Annotated in this window: 15 protein-coding genes and 1 pseudogene; 8 read left to right on the forward strand and 8 right to left on the reverse strand. The window is 67.0% G+C overall.

Translation table 11 applies throughout. The annotated features are described in order from the left end of the window. Window positions 1–39: 39 nt before the first annotated feature. From C7C57_RS12205 to C7C57_RS12220, 4 genes are read right to left on the reverse strand one after another with little or no spacing between them, the layout of a single operon-like run. Entirely contained in the window at window positions 40–933 is an 894-nt protein-coding gene (locus C7C57_RS12205) for a nucleoside hydrolase (RefSeq protein WP_187976638.1), read from the reverse strand. A 44-nt stretch (window positions 934–977) separates the two neighbouring features. Continuing rightward, window positions 978–1,835, reverse strand: coding sequence for a carbohydrate ABC transporter permease (locus C7C57_RS12210; RefSeq protein ID WP_051701930.1), 858 nt, complete (start codon window positions 1,833–1,835; stop codon window positions 978–980). Further along, window positions 1,832–2,782, reverse strand: a complete 951-nt coding sequence (locus tag C7C57_RS12215; protein ID WP_187976639.1) for a carbohydrate ABC transporter permease — start codon at window positions 2,780–2,782, stop codon at window positions 1,832–1,834. The genes C7C57_RS12210 and C7C57_RS12215 overlap by 4 nt, the downstream gene beginning before the upstream one ends. Next, window positions 2,779–4,068 carry a sugar ABC transporter substrate-binding protein gene (locus C7C57_RS12220; protein ID WP_187976640.1) on the reverse strand — a complete coding sequence of 430 codons (1,290 nt, stop codon included), beginning with the start codon at window positions 4,066–4,068 and terminating at the stop codon, window positions 2,779–2,781. The genes C7C57_RS12215 and C7C57_RS12220 overlap by 4 nt, the downstream gene beginning before the upstream one ends. A gap of 195 nt (window positions 4,069–4,263) precedes the next feature. On the opposite strand from C7C57_RS12220, the gene C7C57_RS12225 reads away from it, so the two are divergent. Then, the gene (locus C7C57_RS12225) at window positions 4,264–5,271 is read left to right on the forward strand and encodes a LacI family DNA-binding transcriptional regulator (RefSeq protein ID WP_187976641.1); all 1,008 of its coding nucleotides are present in this window, start codon (window positions 4,264–4,266) and stop codon (window positions 5,269–5,271) included. 98 nt (window positions 5,272–5,369) lie between these two features. Here C7C57_RS12225 and C7C57_RS12230 read toward each other — a convergent pair whose 3' ends face one another. Continuing rightward, a complete protein-coding gene (locus tag C7C57_RS12230; RefSeq protein ID WP_187976642.1) occupies window positions 5,370–6,146 on the reverse strand; it encodes an SDR family oxidoreductase in 777 nt (258 codons plus the stop codon). Window positions 6,147–6,439: 293 nt separating this feature from the next. Here C7C57_RS12230 and C7C57_RS12235 point away from each other — a divergent pair, with 293 nt between their 5' ends. Then, entirely contained in the window at window positions 6,440–7,768 is a 1,329-nt protein-coding gene (locus C7C57_RS12235) for a bifunctional o-acetylhomoserine/o-acetylserine sulfhydrylase (protein ID WP_187976643.1), read from the forward strand. A gap of 161 nt (window positions 7,769–7,929) precedes the next feature. On the opposite strand, the gene C7C57_RS12240 is transcribed toward C7C57_RS12235, so the two are convergent. Further along, a complete protein-coding gene (locus C7C57_RS12240) occupies window positions 7,930–8,799 on the reverse strand; it encodes a hypothetical protein (protein WP_187976644.1) in 870 nt (289 codons plus the stop codon). Window positions 8,800–8,972: 173 nt separating this feature from the next. Here C7C57_RS12240 and C7C57_RS12245 point away from each other — a divergent pair, with 173 nt between their 5' ends. The 4 genes and pseudogenes from C7C57_RS12245 (at window position 8,973) to C7C57_RS15985 (ending at window position 13,334) form a co-directional block, all read left to right on the forward strand. Continuing rightward, the gene (locus C7C57_RS12245; protein WP_187976645.1) at window positions 8,973–10,184 is read left to right on the forward strand and encodes a homoserine O-acetyltransferase; all 1,212 of its coding nucleotides are present in this window, start codon (window positions 8,973–8,975) and stop codon (window positions 10,182–10,184) included. A 10-nt stretch (window positions 10,185–10,194) separates the two neighbouring features. Next, on the forward strand, window positions 10,195–11,460 hold the full coding sequence (locus C7C57_RS12250) for a sensor histidine kinase (protein WP_187976646.1): 1,266 nt from the start codon (window positions 10,195–10,197) through the stop codon (window positions 11,458–11,460). 55 nt (window positions 11,461–11,515) lie between these two features. Then, window positions 11,516–12,694, forward strand: coding sequence for a hypothetical protein (locus tag C7C57_RS12255; protein WP_187976647.1), 1,179 nt, complete (start codon window positions 11,516–11,518; stop codon window positions 12,692–12,694). Continuing rightward, window positions 12,684–13,334: pseudogene (locus C7C57_RS15985) on the forward strand (response regulator). The gene C7C57_RS12255 and the pseudogene C7C57_RS15985 overlap by 11 nt, the downstream one beginning before the upstream one ends. A 146-nt stretch (window positions 13,335–13,480) precedes the next feature. Here C7C57_RS15985 and C7C57_RS12265 read toward each other — a convergent pair. Next, a complete protein-coding gene (locus tag C7C57_RS12265) occupies window positions 13,481–14,716 on the reverse strand; it encodes an MFS transporter (protein WP_187976648.1) in 1,236 nt (411 codons plus the stop codon). Between the two features lie 193 nt (window positions 14,717–14,909). Here C7C57_RS12265 and C7C57_RS12270 point away from each other — a divergent pair, with 193 nt between their 5' ends. After that, entirely contained in the window at window positions 14,910–15,941 is a 1,032-nt protein-coding gene (locus tag C7C57_RS12270; protein ID WP_187976649.1) for an aldo/keto reductase, read from the forward strand. A gap of 129 nt (window positions 15,942–16,070) precedes the next feature. Here the strand turns inward: C7C57_RS12270 and C7C57_RS12275 are convergent, their stop codons facing one another. Beyond that, on the reverse strand, window positions 16,071–16,661 hold the full coding sequence (locus C7C57_RS12275) for a TetR/AcrR family transcriptional regulator (RefSeq protein WP_187976650.1): 591 nt from the start codon (window positions 16,659–16,661) through the stop codon (window positions 16,071–16,073). Window positions 16,662–16,822: 161 nt separating this feature from the next. Between C7C57_RS12275 and C7C57_RS12280 the strand changes: the two genes are divergently transcribed. Next, the gene (locus C7C57_RS12280; protein WP_187976651.1) at window positions 16,823–17,344 is read left to right on the forward strand and encodes an N-acetyltransferase; all 522 of its coding nucleotides are present in this window, start codon (window positions 16,823–16,825) and stop codon (window positions 17,342–17,344) included. Window positions 17,345–17,386 lie beyond the last annotated feature (42 nt).

Here is a 17,386-nt window from a genome sequence, read left to right on the forward strand (position 1 = left end):
CAACGGCCCTCCCCACTCGGGGAGGGCCGTTGTTCGTTATTAGCCCTTGGCGGCGCCGGCGATGCCGATCGCGGTGACGATCTCCTCGCCCACGGCCACGCCGTCCACATCGGTGGCTACCCGGACGGTTCCGGCGGCGGCGAGGTGGAACAGGCTGCGGCCGTCCTCCTCGCCACCCTCGATCATCTCGATTCGGCCCTGCGGGGAGAATCCAAACAGGTCGGGACGGGTCATCGTGAGCACGGTCACCGGGTCGTGCGGCACGTTCCAGGTCTCGTTCCAGTAGTCCCACCACTGCTGCACGTCGGCGCGCAGCGCGGCACCGAGCTCACCCGAGCGGCCAATCTCCTCCAACTGGTCGGCACGAATCTCGATCTTCCGGGTCACCTCCAGCCCGGTCACGGTGGTGGGAATCCCGGCACCAAACACGATGTTGGTGGCGGTGATGTCGCTGCGGAAGTTGTGCTCGGGTTCGGTACTGGTGAACGCACCACCCATGATCCACAGGTGACGCACCGAGGAGGCGAAGTCCGGGTGGGCCTGGATCGCCGCGGCAATGTTGGTCAGCGGTCCGATCGCGATCACGTCGACCTCGCCCGGACGAGCGATCACGGTATCCACCAGGAAGCGGATCGCTTCGCCCTCGTGAACGCTCTCGCGCTCGAGGTTCGGGTGCAGGCTGCCCTCGTGTCCGGGCCACCACACCTCGCGGCCGGACATGGTTTCGCGCAGCCCCGAGTACACGGGGATGTCGCGGCCGGCCATACCGGCCAGACGCCTTGCCAGGCGTCCACGCAGCAGGGTGTCGCCGTAGACGGTGGTCACACCCAGCAGGGTCACGTTGGAGGTGCCCAGCAGCTGGGAGAGGGCCAGGGCGTCATCAACATCGGAGCCGATATCGGTGTCGAGGATGACGTGGTGAAGCGAGGTCATGAAGGGGTTCCTTCTGGGTTGAAGCGGGTGTCGGGCACGCGGGGCTACTTGAGCCCGGAGGTGCTCACCGACTGAATGAAATAGCGCTGGCAGATCATGATGATCAGCAGCGGGATGAGGGTCAGGATGACCGAGGCGGCAAACATCACGCCGTAGTCCACGTTGAACTGGCCCTGCAGGTTGGACAGCGCGACCGGACCCACAATGTGGTTCTGATCGGTGCCCATCAGCAGCGGCCACATGTACGCCTGCCACTGGAAGAGGAACAGGGTCAGCCCGGCACCGATCAGCGCCGGCCTCGAGAGCGGCAGGTAGATCCGGCGGAACACGCCCCACCAGCCCAGGCCGTCCAGGCGCGCGGCCTCGACCAGCTCGGTGGGGATCGCCAGGAAGAACGTGCGGATCAGGAAGATCGCCATGCCGTTGCCGATCCCCGGGAGGATCAGTCCGATGAACGTGTTTTGCAGGTTCCAGTCGCGGAACATGTCCGCGAGCGGAATCGCGATCGCGTCAAACGGGATCAGGAAGGAGAGGATCACGATGCCAAAGATCGCCCCGCGTCCGCGGAACGGAATAGCCGAGAGCCCGAAGGCCGCCATCGCGCAGATCAGCAGACCCGCCACGACCGTGACCACGCTGATGAACAGCGAGTTGCCGATTGCCCGGCCCAGATCCCCACTCAACAGCGTGACGTAGTTGTCGAGGTTGGGGCTCAGCGTGAAGAAGGTCTGCCAGCTCAGCGGGTTGAGGAAGGCGAAGGTGTCGCTGCCCGGACGCAGCGAGTTCACCAGCGTCCACCACAGCGGCAGCAGGAAGGCCAGCCCGATCAGGGCCCCCACCAGCGAGAGCAGCAGGTAGCCGGTGCGCAGTCGGCGCGGACGCCGGGTCACGGTCACACTCATGCGGCGTCCTCACTCTTGAGCAGGCGGAACTGGACCGCGACAATCGCCAGGGTCAGCAGCACCAGGATGATGACCTCGGCCTGGGCCGTATTGAGGTCCCCGAGCGTATAGGCGCGGTTGAAAATATCGTGCATGAGCAGGTTTGTTGATCCCTCCGGGCCCCCCTTGGTCAATATCTGAACCGGTGCGAACACCAGGAAGTTGGACACCGTATCGGCTACCAGCACAAAGGCCAGCGGGCGGCGTACCAGCGGGAAGGTGATCGTCCACAGCTGACGCCAGGCACTCGCCCCATCCAGGGAGGCGGCCTCATACAGCTCGGTGGGGACGTCGTTGATGCCGGCAATCAGGAACAGCATCCAGTAGCCCACCCCGACCCAGCTGAGCAGCACCATGATCGCGGTGAGCGACTGGGTGGGCGAGGTGAGGAAGGGCTGCGCGGGCAGGCCCAGCATCCCCAGGAATGCGTTGCCCAGGCCGTCGGGACGGTAGATCACGCTCCAGATGACCGCGGAGACCGCGGGCGGAACGGCGATCGGCAGGATCACCAGCGAGCGCCAGAATCCCGATCCCGCCGCCCGCCGGGTGTAGAGCACCGCGAGCAGGAACGCGATCGCGACCTGCACCGGGTTGATGATCACCGTAAAGAGCAGGGTCACCAGCAGCGAGCCGATGAAGTCGGCGCTCGAGAACAGCTCAACATAGTTGTCGAGGCCCACGAAGTGTTCACCCCCGGAAAGGATGCCGCCACCCTGCAGGCTCTGCCAGAACGCGACCACCGCGGGGGCCAGGCGCAGCAGCACCAGGCCGATCAGTGCCGGCGAGAGGAACGCCAGCGCGACCAGCGTGGGCCGCCAGACCAGGCGGGAGCGCCGGCGCGGACGCCGCGTCCTCGGGAGGGAGGACGCGGCGCGCGGGCGCTGAATGCGTGCGCCGGGAGCGGTCATCGCAACTTTTTCCAGGCGGCTTCGATCTGAGACTGGGCGTCCTTCAGGCGTGCCTCCACCGGGGAGCCGTTACGAATGTCGGCGAAGGCCTTGTTCATCATCGACTCGAACTGCACATAGCCCACCGAAACCGGACGCGGGACGGCGGTGTTCTTGATCTCCTCGGTGATCAGATCGGCGACCCCGGCGCTGTGGGTTCCGCCGAAGGCCTCCAGGGTCGGCAGGTACTTGGCCTGGGCCTCGGTGTTGGCGGGGATGATCGTGGTCTTCTCGGTGGTGGCGAGGTTACCGGCGGGGTTCAGTGCGGCGAACTCCAGGAACTTCTTGGCGGCATCCTTGTGGTCCGAGGCGGGGTTGATCCCCCAGGACCAGGAGCCGTTGGGGGTCACGGCCTTGCCGCCGGCAAACGCGGGCATCGGGACGACGCTCCAGTTGAACTTGGCGTTCTCGGCGAACTTGCCCACGTCCCACGGCCCACCGATAAAGAAGGGCACGTCGCCGTCGGCGAAGACCGGGCTGGTCTGGAATCCGCCCACCCCGCGCGGGGACACGTTGTTGGAGTAGAGGTCGGCGTACCACTGCATGGCCTTGGTCCAGCCGGGGTTGGTCACATCGGCGGTCAGCATGTCCTTACCGGTGATGCCCGAGCCGCCGCCGAGGGATTCGGCGAGGGGCTGCAGCTGGTAGTAGCCCTCGACCTGCTCAAACAGCAGGCCCCACTTGCTGCCGGCGGCCTGTGCGGCCTTACCGGCGTCCACCGTCTGCTCCCAGGTCCAGCGCTCGGCCGGGTTGGCGCTGGGGGCGGCGATGCCCGCCTTGGCCAGGGCATCGTTGTTGACAAACATCATCTGGGTCGAGTTCCAGACCGAGAGCGCCCAGAGCTTGTCCTGGTACACGTTGACCGAGTACTGCTCGGGGGTTGTGGCCTTCTTCGCCTGGTCCTTCAGGTCGCTGAGGTCCTCGAGGAATCCCTGCGCGGCGAGCTGGGAGACGTTGGGCTGATCGACCGTGTAGACGTCGATGTCCTTGTCCTTGGCGGCCAGACGCTGCTGCAGCGTGCTGGAGAGCTGGTCGAAGGGTACCTGGGTGTACTTCACTGTGGTGCCCTTGTTCTCGGCTTCGAAGGCGGAGATGACCGGGGCGAAGGTGGCCGGGTCCTCGGCACCGAGGAGCTTGACCACGGAACCATCCGCGGAACCGGAGTCACCCGAGCTGGCCGAGCAGCCGGAGAGTGCGAGCGCCGCGGTGGCCGACAGGGCTACCAGCGCGAGGGAGACACGCCTCATGGGAGGAGTCCTTTCACGAGAGTGAGGGTGGTGTGGACTTCAGGGGGGATCATCCACACCACCGGATCTAACCGCATAGACTAAGCGGTTAGATGACCCTACCGCGCAGGCGACGCGCATGCAAGCGGATCCCGACTCTCGGCATCGGCCACGCTAGGATCGTGGTATCTAACCGAGTAGAAACAGGGGTACCCCGTGGCCACAGGCAGGGACGTAGCGCAGCTCGCGGGAACCTCCACCGCGGTGGTCTCCTACGTGTTTAATAACGGCCCGCGCAATGTCTCCCCGGAGACCCGGGAGCGGGTACTGGCCGCGGCCGCCGAGCTGAACTATCAGCCCAACGCGCTCGCCCGCGCACTCAGCGCCGGTAAAACCTCCTCGATCGGGCTGATCGTGCCCAACATTGCCAACCCCTACTTCGGCGAGCTGGCCCGGGCCCTGGAGGATGCGGCCCTCGCCCACAACCACCTGCTGATCATCGCCGACTCCGCCGGAAACCCCGAGCAGGAAACCCGGCACTGCGCGTCCTTCCTCGGCCGCCGGGTCGACGGGGTGATCCTGGTCTCGCTCTTCGACAACCCCGATCTCAGCGCATTCCGCCGCGAGAATGTCCCGGTTCTGGTGCTGCACCCGATCGATCACGTACACGGGGTCAGCTCGCTCACCATCGACTACGAGGCCGCCGCCCGGGACGCCACCGCCCACCTGCTGGACCACGGCTATGACAGCATCGGCATGCTCAACGGGCTGGGCGAAACCGCCGGGGCCCGGCAGCACCGCGCGGGCTTTGAGGCCGCGCTGGCCCGTCATGCCGAGCGCAATCCGGGCGTCACCGTGCGCGCCGAGGAGCGTCCGGCCGAGATCTCCCGCGCCGCCGCGGCCCGGATCGCGACCGCCTGGCTGGCCGAGCCCGACCGTCCGCGCGCGATCTACTCAACCACCGATGAGCAGGCCTTCGGGGTGCTCTATGCGGCACACGTCAACGGGCTGCGGGTGCCCGAGGACCTGGCGATTGTCGGCTTCGATGGCACCGAGCAGACCGAGTTTGCGGTGCCCCCGCTCACCACGATCGCCCAGCCGATCCGGCAGATTTCCAACCGGGCCATCGAGCTCCTGGTCCGCTACGTCCCCGATGCCCCGGTCCACGAACTGTTTGCCTACACGCTCACCCGGCGCTCCTCCTGCGGGTGCGAGCCGGGCTAGCCCGATGCTCCGGCCGGGCAGACGACCCCGGCACGATTCCCCCAGGAAAACGCCGCGGGCCCGCCGATTCCTCGACGGGCCCGCGGGAAATCCCGAAGCTAGCGCTTCATCGTCAGCTCACCCTTGGCGACCTTATGCGGAGCCGCCTGGGCGACGGGCTTAACCGTGAGGTGGTCGATGTTGACGTGGCCGGGCAGTTCGACCGCGTGCACGATGGCCTCGGCGATATCCTCGGCGCTCAGCGGGTTGGGCACCTCGGCGTAGACGGCGTCGGCGCGGGCCTGGTCGCCGCCGAAGCGCACCAGCGAGAACTCCTCGGTGTGGACCATGCCCGGGGCGATCTCGATCACCCGGATCGGCTCGCCGGAGAGCTCCAGACGCAGCACGTCCAGCAGCGCCCGCTCGGCAAACTTGGCCGCGTTGTAGCCGCCCCCACCCTCATAGGCGGTGTGTCCGGCAATCGAGGTCACCCCCACAATCGACGCGGTCTCGCCGGCCGCGGTGCTGCGGCGCATGTTCGGCAGCAGGGCCGAGATGACCCGCTTGGTGCCCAGCACGTTGATGTCGAACATCTTCTGCCAGTCCTCGACCGAGGACTCCTCGACGCTGGCCAGTCCAAACGCGCCGCCGGCGTTGTTGATCAGGATCTGCACGCCGCCGTTTGAGCGCACGTATTCGGCGAGCGCCGCCACATCGTCCTCCGAGGTGAGGTCGGCCGCAAACACGTCGGCCCCGGTGCGCTTGGCCAGCTCGGTGAGCTTATCGGCACGGCGGGCCACCCCGAGTACCTCGTATCCCTTTTCACGGAACAGGGCGACGGTTGCCGCCCCGATTCCCGAGCTTGCTCCGGTTACCACTACGCGCTGTGAAGTCATGAGAATAGAGTACGCCCGCCGGGGCCAAAACACCGATCCTGCAAGGATGCCCGAATCCGCCGAACACACCCCCGGGATATCCCCGCACACGATAGTGTTTCGGTGGGCGAATCACCCCGCTCCCGCGTCCCCGACACAATCTCCGGATGCGGGTACCGTGTCCCCCAGTCACCGCGCATGACGTCGTGTGTCGGTCGGGGGTTCCCTCGGGCGGCGGGTTCGGTTTACCCTCAACCCACTTCTACTTTTTCGATCAGCCCGATCGCCACAGTTTCCGACCCGTGAGGACAACCATGACCGATGCAGCAAACGCCGCCAACTGGCGGTTTGAGACCAAGCAGATCCACGCCGGTGCCGCCCCCGATCCGGTAACCGGTGCCCGCGCCACCCCCATCTACCAGACCACCAGCTACGTGTTCCGCGATGCCCAGCACGCCCAGAACCTGTTCAGCCTGGCCGAGCCGGGCAACATCTACACCCGCATCCAGAACCCCACCCAGGACGTGGTTGAGCAGCGTCTCGCCGCCCTCGAGGGTGGATCGGGTGCCCTGCTGGTCGCCTCGGGTCAGGCCGCCACCACCAATGCGGTCCTCAACATCGCCCAGGCCGGCGACCACATCGTGTCCTCCTCCTCCATCTACGGTGGAACCTTCAACCTCTTCAAGTACACCCTGGCGAAGCTCGGCATCGAGACCACCTTCGTGATCAACCAAGACGACCCCGAGGAGTGGCGCCGCGCCATCCGTCCGAACACCAAGCTGCTGTTTGCCGAGACCATCGGTAACCCGCAGATTAACGTGCTCGACATCCGCGGCGTCTCGGACATCGCCCACGCCGCCGGCGTTCCGCTGGTCGTAGACAACACCATCGCGACCCCGTACCTGATCCGTCCGTTCGAGCACGGCGCGGACATCGTGGTGCACTCGGCCACCAAGTTCCTCGGCGGTCACGGGACCGTCGTGGGTGGCGCGATCATCGACGGCGGCCGCTTCGAGTGGTCGAAGAACGCCGAGCGCTTCCCCGGACTGACCACCCCGGATGAGTCCTACCACGGCATCACCTATGCGGAGGCCGTGGGCGACGCGGTCGCCTACATCATCAAGGCCCGCGTGCAGCTGCTGCGCGACATCGGTGCGGCGATCTCGCCGAACAGCGCCTGGCAGCTGCTGCAGGGCATCGAGACCCTCTCGCTGCGCATCGAGCGCCACGTCTCCAACGCCCAGCAGATCGCCGAGTGGCTGGAGAACAACCCGGATGTGGCCTCGGTCAACTACTCGGGTCTGCCCTCGAGCCCCTGGTACGCCTCGGCCAACCGCTACGCACCCAAGGGTGTCGGCGCGGTGCTCTCCTTCGAGCTCAAGGGCGGCGTGGACGCGGGTCGTGCGCTCGTGGACAATCTCTCGCTGTTCTCGCACCTCGCCAACATCGGTGACGTGCGCTCGCTGGTAATCCACCCGGCCTCGACCACCCACGCGCAGCTGAGCCCCGAGGCCCAGCTCGCCGCCGGTGTGACCCCGGGCCTCGTGCGTCTCTCGCTCGGCCTGGAAAACATCGAGGACATCAAGGCCGACCTCGAGGTGGGTCTGGCCGCGGCTCGCGCGCTGGTGCTCTCGCGCGCCTAGTCCGCACACACAAAACCGGCCGGATGCTGATGCATCCGGCCGGTTTTGTCTTGCAGGAAACTGGGCGCGGCTCGGTCCCGGGACCGGCGGGGTTCCGAAGACTCGTCGGGCTAGGCGTGGCTCGGTGCCGGGGTCAGCGGGGCTCCGAAGACTCGTCCGAGCTAGGCGTGGCTCGGCGCCGGGGCCAGCGGCGCCGGTGCGGGCTCGGCCGAGTCCAGCACGAAGGAGATGTCGGCACGGGCGGGCCACTCGGGCTCGCCCAGCATCGGCTCCTCGTGCATGCCGTTGGGGTCATCGATCAGCTCGGTAACCAGGCGGCGCATGCGGCCGTCCTCGATCTCCAGGCTCGCCTCCACCGGGATCCCGAAGGAGCGGAAGCGCGCCTTGACCGGGAACACGAAGGTGTGCGGGACCGCGCGCGGGGCGCTCTCGTCCACGCTCAGGATGACGGTGTCCCCGCCATCCACGCCGAGCAGCGGGATGGTTTCGCGGGCCACGGTGAGCTGGGAGCGCAGGGCCTTGGAGGAGTGGTCGGCGGTGAACTCCAGCATGCCGGCGATCACATCGTAGGCACCGGCCTCAAGCTCCACCGTGTGTTCGGGGTGCTCGTCGTGGGCGGTGATGGTCATGGTGTCGCGCATGTCCACGGCGCTGGCCGCGAGCGAGAGGGCACCGGTGGCACCCGCCAGCAGGAGGCGCGGATTGCGCACCCGACGGGTCACCAGCGTGCGCATGAGCGCGGCGTCCATTCTCTCGCCGACCTCGGCGAAGGCCATGGTGGCACCGGCGGCGCCGACGGAGACGCCGAGCCGGGCCAGCGGGTTACGGGCGAGGCCGTCTTCACGGCCGAGGCTCACCCAGGTGAGCACACCGGTGGTGACGCCGAGTCCGGCGCGAAGGGCAAGTCGGCCTGCTGGGGAGCGCTTGGCCGGGTCGATCAGGGTCAGGGCACCAAGAATTCCGGCCGCCGCGAGCGCGTGCTGGGGCGAGGTGGGATCCATCAGTCGACGAAGGAATCGGGGCTGCTGCATGCGCTTAGTCTAGCCCCGGTTGCACAATCGGTCGTGCGCGCGGAGGGAACGCCCAGTTCTGACCGCTGGTCGGTGCGTCATATCCCCCGGGCACGTCCGGTTATTTTCTCAGTTCCGCCGGGATGCGTCGTCACAATGTCGCATTGAGTGGGGGAAGCGGCCACAATGGGGGCATGGACTGGCAGACACCCGAAGAATCCGTGCCCTCGAGTATGATCACCGAGGATCTGGCACGGGCGCTGATGGGGAAGCCCCCGGCAACGGGGGCATGGCGTGACGGGGATAAGCCCGGCAACCGTCAGTTCGCGGGCCTCGGGGCCTTCGACCCCGAGCGCGGCGGACGGCTGCCGTTTGTGCGCATCGCCTACGAAACCTTTGGGGAGCTCTCCCCCGAGCGCGATAACGCGATCCTGATCATTCACGCCTTCACCGGCGACAGCCACGTGCGCGGCGAGGCCGGCCCCGGCCACTACACCGCCGGCTGGTGGTCGGAGCTGGTGGGTCCGGGCCTGGCCATCGACACCGACCGCTATCACGTGGTGGTGCCCAATATCCTCGGTGGCTGCCAGGGCTCCACCGGTCCCGCCTCCTTCGCCCCCGACGGACGCGAGTGGGGCGAGCGCTTCCCCTATCTGACCGTGCGCGATCAGGTGCGCGCGCAGGCACTGCTGGCCGACCACCTGGGCATCGTTCGCTGGAACGCGGTGATCGGTGGTTCGATGGGCGGGATGCACGCGATCGAGTGGGGTGTCACCCATCCCGAACGCGTGGCCCGACTCGCGGTGCTCGCGGCGCCCGCGGCGATCAGCGCCGACCAGATCGGCTCAAACCTCACCCAGCTGCAGGCGATCACGATGGATCCGGGCTGGGCGCAGGGCCGCTACTACGATGCCGACGACGGCGAGGGTCCGCACGCGGGCCTCGCGCTGGCCCGGCGCATCGCGATGCTCAGCTATCGCGCCCCGGACGAGCTCAACGCGCGCTTCGACCGCATCTGGCAGTCCTCGATCAGCCCGCTGGGCGATGGCGGCCGCTTCGCACTGGAGTCCTACCTGGATTTCCACGGCAATAAATTCACCCGCCGATTCGACGCCAACTCCTACCTGACCCTGCTCCAGGCGATGAACTCCCACGACGTGGGCCGGGACCGCGGCGGCGTGGAGGCGGCGCTGGCGCGGGTCACCGCGCCCACGCTGGTTCTGGGCATCGACTCGGACCGACTGTTCCCGGTGGAAACCCAGCACCGGATTGCCGCCGGGGTGCCGCGGGCGCTGGATGGGGATACCGCCACGGTGATCAACTCGATCTACGGCCACGACGGCTTCCTGATCGAGTTTCCCGCGGTGGGCGCGGCCATCACACGTCTGTTATCCACTGAGCCCTAAACTGCCAGGTATGGACCCCGAGGACGCGACCACCCCCGAGCTGCCCGGTCGGCATCTGGGGCGCGCACCGCGCCGCTCCCCCGCGCTGGGGCTGAGCGAGGCGGACCACTCGCGCTTCCTCTGGCAGCGCGCCCGCCTGCTCTCGGGCACCACCCTGTCCTTCGCGATCGCCGCCGAGCTGACCGTGCTGCTCGCGGTGTTTGCCCCCGGCGCGATGACCACCACCGGGCTCGGGATCACCCTGTCGCTGATCCTGATGCACCTGGCCGCGCACGTCATGCTCGCCGGGCGTCCCAGCATGTTCCGGGTGCTCACCGCCTATGGGCTGGGGCAGGCGGTGATGCTCGTGCTGTGGAATGATCCGGCGGGCAAATCCGCGGTGGCAACCATCACCGCGGTGATCGCCATTGCCGGATGGGGGCTGGGATCGGTAGCCACGATCCTGGTGTCCACCCGCGGGGAAACCCTGATCCTCGCCGGACTATTCGCCGGCACGCTGGTCCACCTGATGATCGCCCTGCACGCGATGCAAACCAGCGTGTTTGCGCCGCTCGTGCTGGTCCTGGGATCCTGGGCGGTATCGCTGGCCTTCGGGATCTGGCTCAATCAGACCTTCCCACGCATCATGCGCCGCATCTCGGGCATCGGCGGGGCCTACCTGGCCGAGCGTCAGGGCAGCGAGCGGGAGGCTCAGCGTCACCGCGATGCCCGGCTGTTGCACGACACGGTCCTGGCCACGCTCACCCTGCTCGCCCACTCGGGACGCGGCGTGGACGAAAACGCCCTGCGTGCCCAGGCGTCCTCGGACGGCAAGCTGCTGGAGAGGCTGCGCACCGGCGAGGAGGTGCACCCGCAGGCCTCGGGCGACTATCTGCTGACCACCACCGAAACCTCCGTCCCCGACTATGAACTCAAGCTGATGCGCGAACGCTTCGAGCGCGCCGGGCTCACCGTGGCCATCCACGGCAGCGCGAGCATCTCCGCCTACACCCACAGCGGCCAGGCGATCCTGCTGGCGCTGGCCGAGGCTCTGGAAAACGTGCGTCGTCATGCGGGGGTATCCACCGCCGATGTGACCCTGAGCGAGACCGATACCGTGGTGCGGGCGGTGGTCACCGACAGCGGCGTCGGATTTGACCCCAACGCCGAGCGGGATCCGAACCGGCTGGGCATGTCCGAATCGATCATCGGCCGCGTGGGCGAGGTGGGTGGGACGGCCCGCGTGTTCAGCGCACCGGGAGCCGGCACCACCATCATGCTGGAGGTCCCGCGATGAACCAGCGCAGCCGCCACAACACGCTAGGCACCATCACCGCGCCGGAGGTGCCGCGATGAACCAGCGCGATACCCACCCCCGCGCACCGCGCTCCACCGCTCGCCTCAGCACCGTGCACCTGGGGACCGGCCTGGCCCTCGCCGGGACGATCGTGGTCGCGGTTTCCTACCTCCGCCTGATCGAATACTGGTCGCGGTATATGGTGTCCCTGCCCACCCGCTTCGCCTGGATCCTGCTGGGCTGCGTGGTGGTGGGCACCGTGCTGCACCTGCGCAAAACCTCGGCCCGGTTGGGGCCGGTGGCCTTCCGCGTCATCGTCACGCTGCTGCTGACCGCGGCCACCCTGGACTTTGCCGGGGTGTGGGACATCGCCGAAAACCCCGTCTACCCCACCGCCGCGGTGGCCGTGGGTGGGGTGCTGGTGGCGATGACCACGCTGCGTCCCACCGGCGAGATGATTCTGCCCGGGGCGCTACTCACCGCGGGATTCGCGTTTTTGCTGATCGTCCAAACCGCCTATGAACCTCACCGCAGCCCACCCGAGGGCGTGATGATGGTGTTTGCGCTGGTCCCGCTGGCCATCGCCATCACGATCGTGGGGACCTATCGCCGAATGGTGACCCAGGCCCTGGACCGGGTGCTCCTGCAGGCCACGATCGAGCTGCCCACCTACGGCCCCGGCTCGGGCACCTCGGCCGGGCTGACCGCGCTGGACCGCGAGGTGGAGGAGATGTTTGCGCGGATCGCCGATGGCACGCTGACCCTGCCGCTTGATCCCGAACATGCCAAGCGCGCGGGAGAATTAGCCACCGAGCTGCGGGCCCACCTGATCGCCGGACACCAGCAAACCTGGCTCGCCCATGCGATCTCCGAGTCGGCGGTTCTGGCCGGTCGCCTAAACGTTATCGATCCGCAACGTTTGGCCGCAAAGCTCAATCGAGAACAGCGCGACGGGCTGCTGTCGGCGCTCTGGCTGCTGGCCGTGACCGATGGTGACACCGATCCCCGGGCCACGATCGAGTTCCACGACGAGGCCCCCGACGAGCCGCAGATCACGTTTGTAATCATTATTGTTGTGGATGGATTGACACGTTTGGAAATTGAACCGGCGACGTGGCCCGGTTTGGACCGTGTCGGACGCTATGGTGTTAGCAATACCGTTACGGGAGTTCAGATATCCGTGCGGGTGGCACACCCTGTCTTGGGGACGACGAGAGGAAGCTATGAGCCGTGAAGACGCTCACATTCGGTTGGCGATCATTGACGATCACCGGATGCTCTTATCGGCCCTGACCGAGTGGATTCGCGCCGCCGCCGAAGACATCGTCCCGGTGGCCGCCGTAGCCACCTGGCCCGACCTGCTGGGTCACCCCGAGTTCCCGGTTGATGTGGTTCTGCTGGACCTGGACCTCAAGGACAACATCCCGATCTAGCTGAAGATCGCGACCCTCAACACCACCGGTGTCCGCACCGTGCTGATGAGCACCTACTCGGAGCCCGCGGTGGTGCGCGAGGCCCTCGCCGCCGGTGCCATGGGTTACTTGGCCAAGAGCGAGGACGCGACGATGATCGTCGAGGCGATCCGCGCGGCCAACCGCGGGGAGAACTTCGTGTCCGCCGAGCTTGAGGGTGCCCTGAACAACACCGCCCAGGGTGGTGCCCCCAAGCTCAGCGCGCAGGAGCGCCGCGTGATGGCACTGTACGCCTCCGGCGAGCCGGTTAAGTCCGTCGCCTTCGAGCTGAGCATCTCCGAGGAGACCGCCAAGAGCTACCTCAAGCGCATCCGCGAGAAGTACCGCGGTGCCGGCCACGATGTGGGCACCAAGGTGGCGCTGCGCAAGCGCGCAATCATCGACGGCATCATCGTCGACTAGGACACACAAAATGGCCCCGTCCGTGGACGGGGCCATTTTGCTGCCTCACGAGTGTGAGACGTGCGCATGCGAGGCGTCAGAGCGCCGCCTAACGGGCGTGAGGCTTACTCCGGCAGGAGTCGCATCGTTCGGCTGTCTAACGGGCGTTAGACGCGCTCGTGCGGGGCCAGGTGCCGCTGGGCTCGGTAGGAGGCCATCACGATCAGGATGCCGGCGATGGTGAGCGCGAGGCCCACCCAGATCGGGGCGCGGTAGCCCAGCTGGGCGCCGATGACCAGGCCGCCGAGGAAGGCACCCACGGCGTTACCGATGTTCATGGCCGAGTGGTTGAGGGCCGCGGCGATGGACTGGGCGTCGCCGGCCACATCCATCAGGCGGGTCTGCACGGCCGGGCCGATTCCGCTGGAGGCAAAGCCCACCAGGAAGATGAAGATAAACAGGCTCGGTGCCCATCCGGCGGCGAAGTAGAGCCCGATCAGGACCACCACCATCATCAGGAAGTAGCCGTAGAGGGTGCGGCGCACGCTGCGGTCCACGAAGTGTCCGGCGGCGAGGGTACCGATGGTCATGCCCAGACCCATCGTGGCCAACAGCCAGGGGATGTGGGCGGGATCGATGCCGGCCACGTCGGTGCCGAGCGGTGCCAGATAGGAGTAGACGGCGAAGAATCCGCCGAACCCGATGGCCCCGATCCCGATCGCGAACCACACCTGCGGACGCTTGAACACGGTCAGCTCACGGCGCAGGGTCTGCTCGGCGTTGCCCTTGACCCGCGGGATCACCAGGGCCACGGCCACCGCGGTGAGGGCAAAGATGCCGGCCACCAAGAGGAAGGCCGCACGCCAGCCCATGCTCTGACCGATCGAGGTGGCCAGGGGCACCCCGATCACGTTGGAGACGGTGAGGCCGGTCATCACCAGGGTGATGCCGCGGCCGCGCTTCTCGGGACCCATCAGGCGTGCGGCCACCAGGGCGGCGATGCCGAAGTAGGCACCGTGCGGGAGGCCGGCAAGGAAGCGGGCGGCGAGGATCCAGCCGAAGCTCGGCAGGACCGCGGTCGCCAGAGTGCCCACGGTGAAGGCCACGGCGAGCCAGAACAGCACGGTTTTCCGGGAGAATCGGGCGACTCCGGCGGCGATGGTGGGCGCGCCGATCACCACGCCCAGGGCGTAGAGGGTGATCATCCAGCCCGCATGGGAGTTGGCCAGTTCGGGGTTGGTCGCGTAGACGTCGGGCAGCAGATCGCGGGCAATATCGGGCAGCAGGCCCATCGCGACAAACTCGGTGGTACCGATGCCGAAGGCCCCGATGGCCAGGGCGAAGAGGGAGAGACGGACCCGGGCCGGAGTGATACTCGCCGGGTCGACATAGGTGCGGGACATTACACCCATTTTACGGCATTACTCAAATCGATTCGACCGTATTACTCGGGCATTTTTGAGGCATCCGGTGCCGCCCACCCTCATTGAGTGCGTCGGAATCTTCATTTTCGGGAATGAATCGTTCCCCACGCCTCTTGAATTTATAGATGATAAGCATCATCTATAAATCCGAATCCTCGACAGGGAGAATCACATGGAATATCGGCAGCTGGGAAAATCGGGACTCATGGTCCCCACACTCAGCCTCGGCACCGCCACGTTTGGTGGATCGGGGGCATTTTTTGAACGCTGGGGCACCACTCAGCAGGCCGAGGCGCAGCGCATCGTGGACGTCGCGCTGGATCACGGGGTCTCGATGTTTGACACCGCCGATATCTACTCGGGCGGACTCTCCGAGGAGATTTTGGGTCAGGCCCTCGCCGGCAAGCGCGACCAGGCGTTGATCGCCACCAAGGGCACCTTCGCGATGGGCGCGAACCCCAACCAGGTGGGCTCGTCCCGTCACCACATCGTGCGTGCGGTCGAGGACAGTCTGCGACGCCTGCGCACTGACAACATCGACCTCTACTTCATGCACGGATTTGACGCCCTGACCCCGATGGAGGAAACTCTCGGAGCCCTGGACGATCTGGTCTCCAGCGGCAAGATTTCCTATATTGGGGCCTCCAACTTCTCCGGCTGGCAGGTCATGAAGGCGCTGGCTACCTCCGAACGATACGGACTCGCCCGCTACGTCGTTTACCAGGGCAGCTACTCACTGGCCAATCGCGACTACGAGTGGGAGCTCATGCCGCTCGCCCTGGATCAGGGACTCGGCACCATGGTGTGGAGTCCGCTGGCTTCGGGCAGGCTCACCGGAAAAATTCGCCGCGGAATCACCCCCACCGAGGGGCGTATTGCCCAGGGTGGCAACCAGGACGGTCCCCCGGTGCCCACCGAGGCGCTGTATCCCATCGTCGATGTGCTGGATGAGATCGCGCAGGAGCGCGGCAAGTCAATTCCGCAGGTTGCCCTGAACTGGGTGTTGAGCAGGCCCACCGTGGCCAACGTCATCATCGGCGCCCGAAACGAGCAGCAGCTCGCTCAGAATCTTGACTTGCTGACCTGGTCGCTCACCACCGAGGAGATCGCCCGGCTGGATGCCGTGAGCCACCGCGATCCGATCTACCCCTACTGGCACCAGCGGGGATTCGATCGGCGCAACCCCAAGCCCACCGCCTGGTAGCACGTATCGAGGCGGCCGTTCGAGCCCTCGGGCGACCGCCTCGAAGACGTGGGCCCCGCCTGACACACGTGCCTGTATGCCGGGCGGCCGAGTGCTTGATGCTCGGCACTAGGCACCCGATTCTGTGCCCTAGGTGCCCGGCGTCTCACCCAGCAGGGCCGTCCGCGCGGCGGCGATAATCTCTTCGGCGAGCGCGTCGCCCTCGGTCGCGCGGGCGAGCACCATCGCGCCTACCATCGTGGAGATATCCCCGAGCGCCCGGGCCCGCGCGGGCTCCCCACCGGCGGGCTCGGCGCGGGTCAGAATCTCGATCAGTCCCTCCAGACCCTCGCCGAAGCTGTCGCGCACGGGGGCATCAACAGGGCTGCGTGCCACATCCGTTGCCAGGGCAGCCATCGGACACCCCTCCCCCGGATCGACGCGATTTTCGGGGGCAAGGTAGTCGGCGATCAGCGCGGTGCGGGGGGTAAGATCGCCATCGGAGCGGTCGACCGAGGCCTGCCAGTCTTTCGCGGACTGATCAAATGCGTGGGTGCAGGAGATCGCATTCAGCGCATCCTTGGACTCAAAGTGCTTGTAGAATCCGCCGTGGGTAAGGCCGGCAGCCCCCATCACATCGGCCACACTGACCCCGAACCCACGCTCGCGCATGAGGCGCGAGGCGACCCGCTCGATCTCGGCTCGATTCCGCTCGGTTTCTGCTCGGGAAACCCTGGGCATGTGTGACTCCCGCTCCGCGCACCTATTCATTGCGCCTGACATCTATTCTAGGCAGTGTCCCACCGCACCACCGCGCCAACGCCCCTCCGCGGCTAGGATGGGCGCAGTAGTTCGAGGTGCCCATCAGGGCATCCGGCACCGCACCCAGGAGCACAACAGGCATGACGCAGGACGGTTCTCTCCCCTACATTCTCAAGGTGGATACGCCAGCCCTGCGACGCGCGGCCACCGCGTTGCTGGTGCGCGTGTTTGACCGGGATCCGGCCTGGCGACGCATCATCCGCTGGGCCCCTGCCCGTGCACTCGTGCTGCGGGTGTACTACCGCCGTGCGATGCGGGTGGCCCTCGCCGAGGGTCGGGTCGATCTGATCGCCGGCCCCACCGGCACCCCGCTCGCCCTCGCACTCTGGTTCCATCCGCGACCGGCCACCGACGCCGCGGATGTCTGGCACCTGGAGGCAGTCGTGGTGGACGAGGCTGCCCGCGGGCGCGGCCTCGGCGGGCACCTCATCCGGCATGCCCTCACCAATATCGATGCCCGGGGTGCCACCGCCACCCTGGACGCCAGCACTCCCGCAAGCCAGCGACTCTACGAGCGTCTCGGCTTCACCCCGACCGGCCCGGTGCCGCCCTGGCCCTGGCCGCGGGATCTCAGGATGCGACGTGAGGCTCGCGCGAACTGAGCCGTCCCTCGGCCTAGCCAGCGGCTCCGATAAAACCGCCCC

Origin of the sequence: Mycetocola sp. JXN-3 (genome assembly GCF_014522285.1) — a bacterium.
Classification (GTDB): Bacteria; Actinomycetota; Actinomycetes; order Actinomycetales; family Microbacteriaceae; genus Mycetocola; species Mycetocola saprophilus.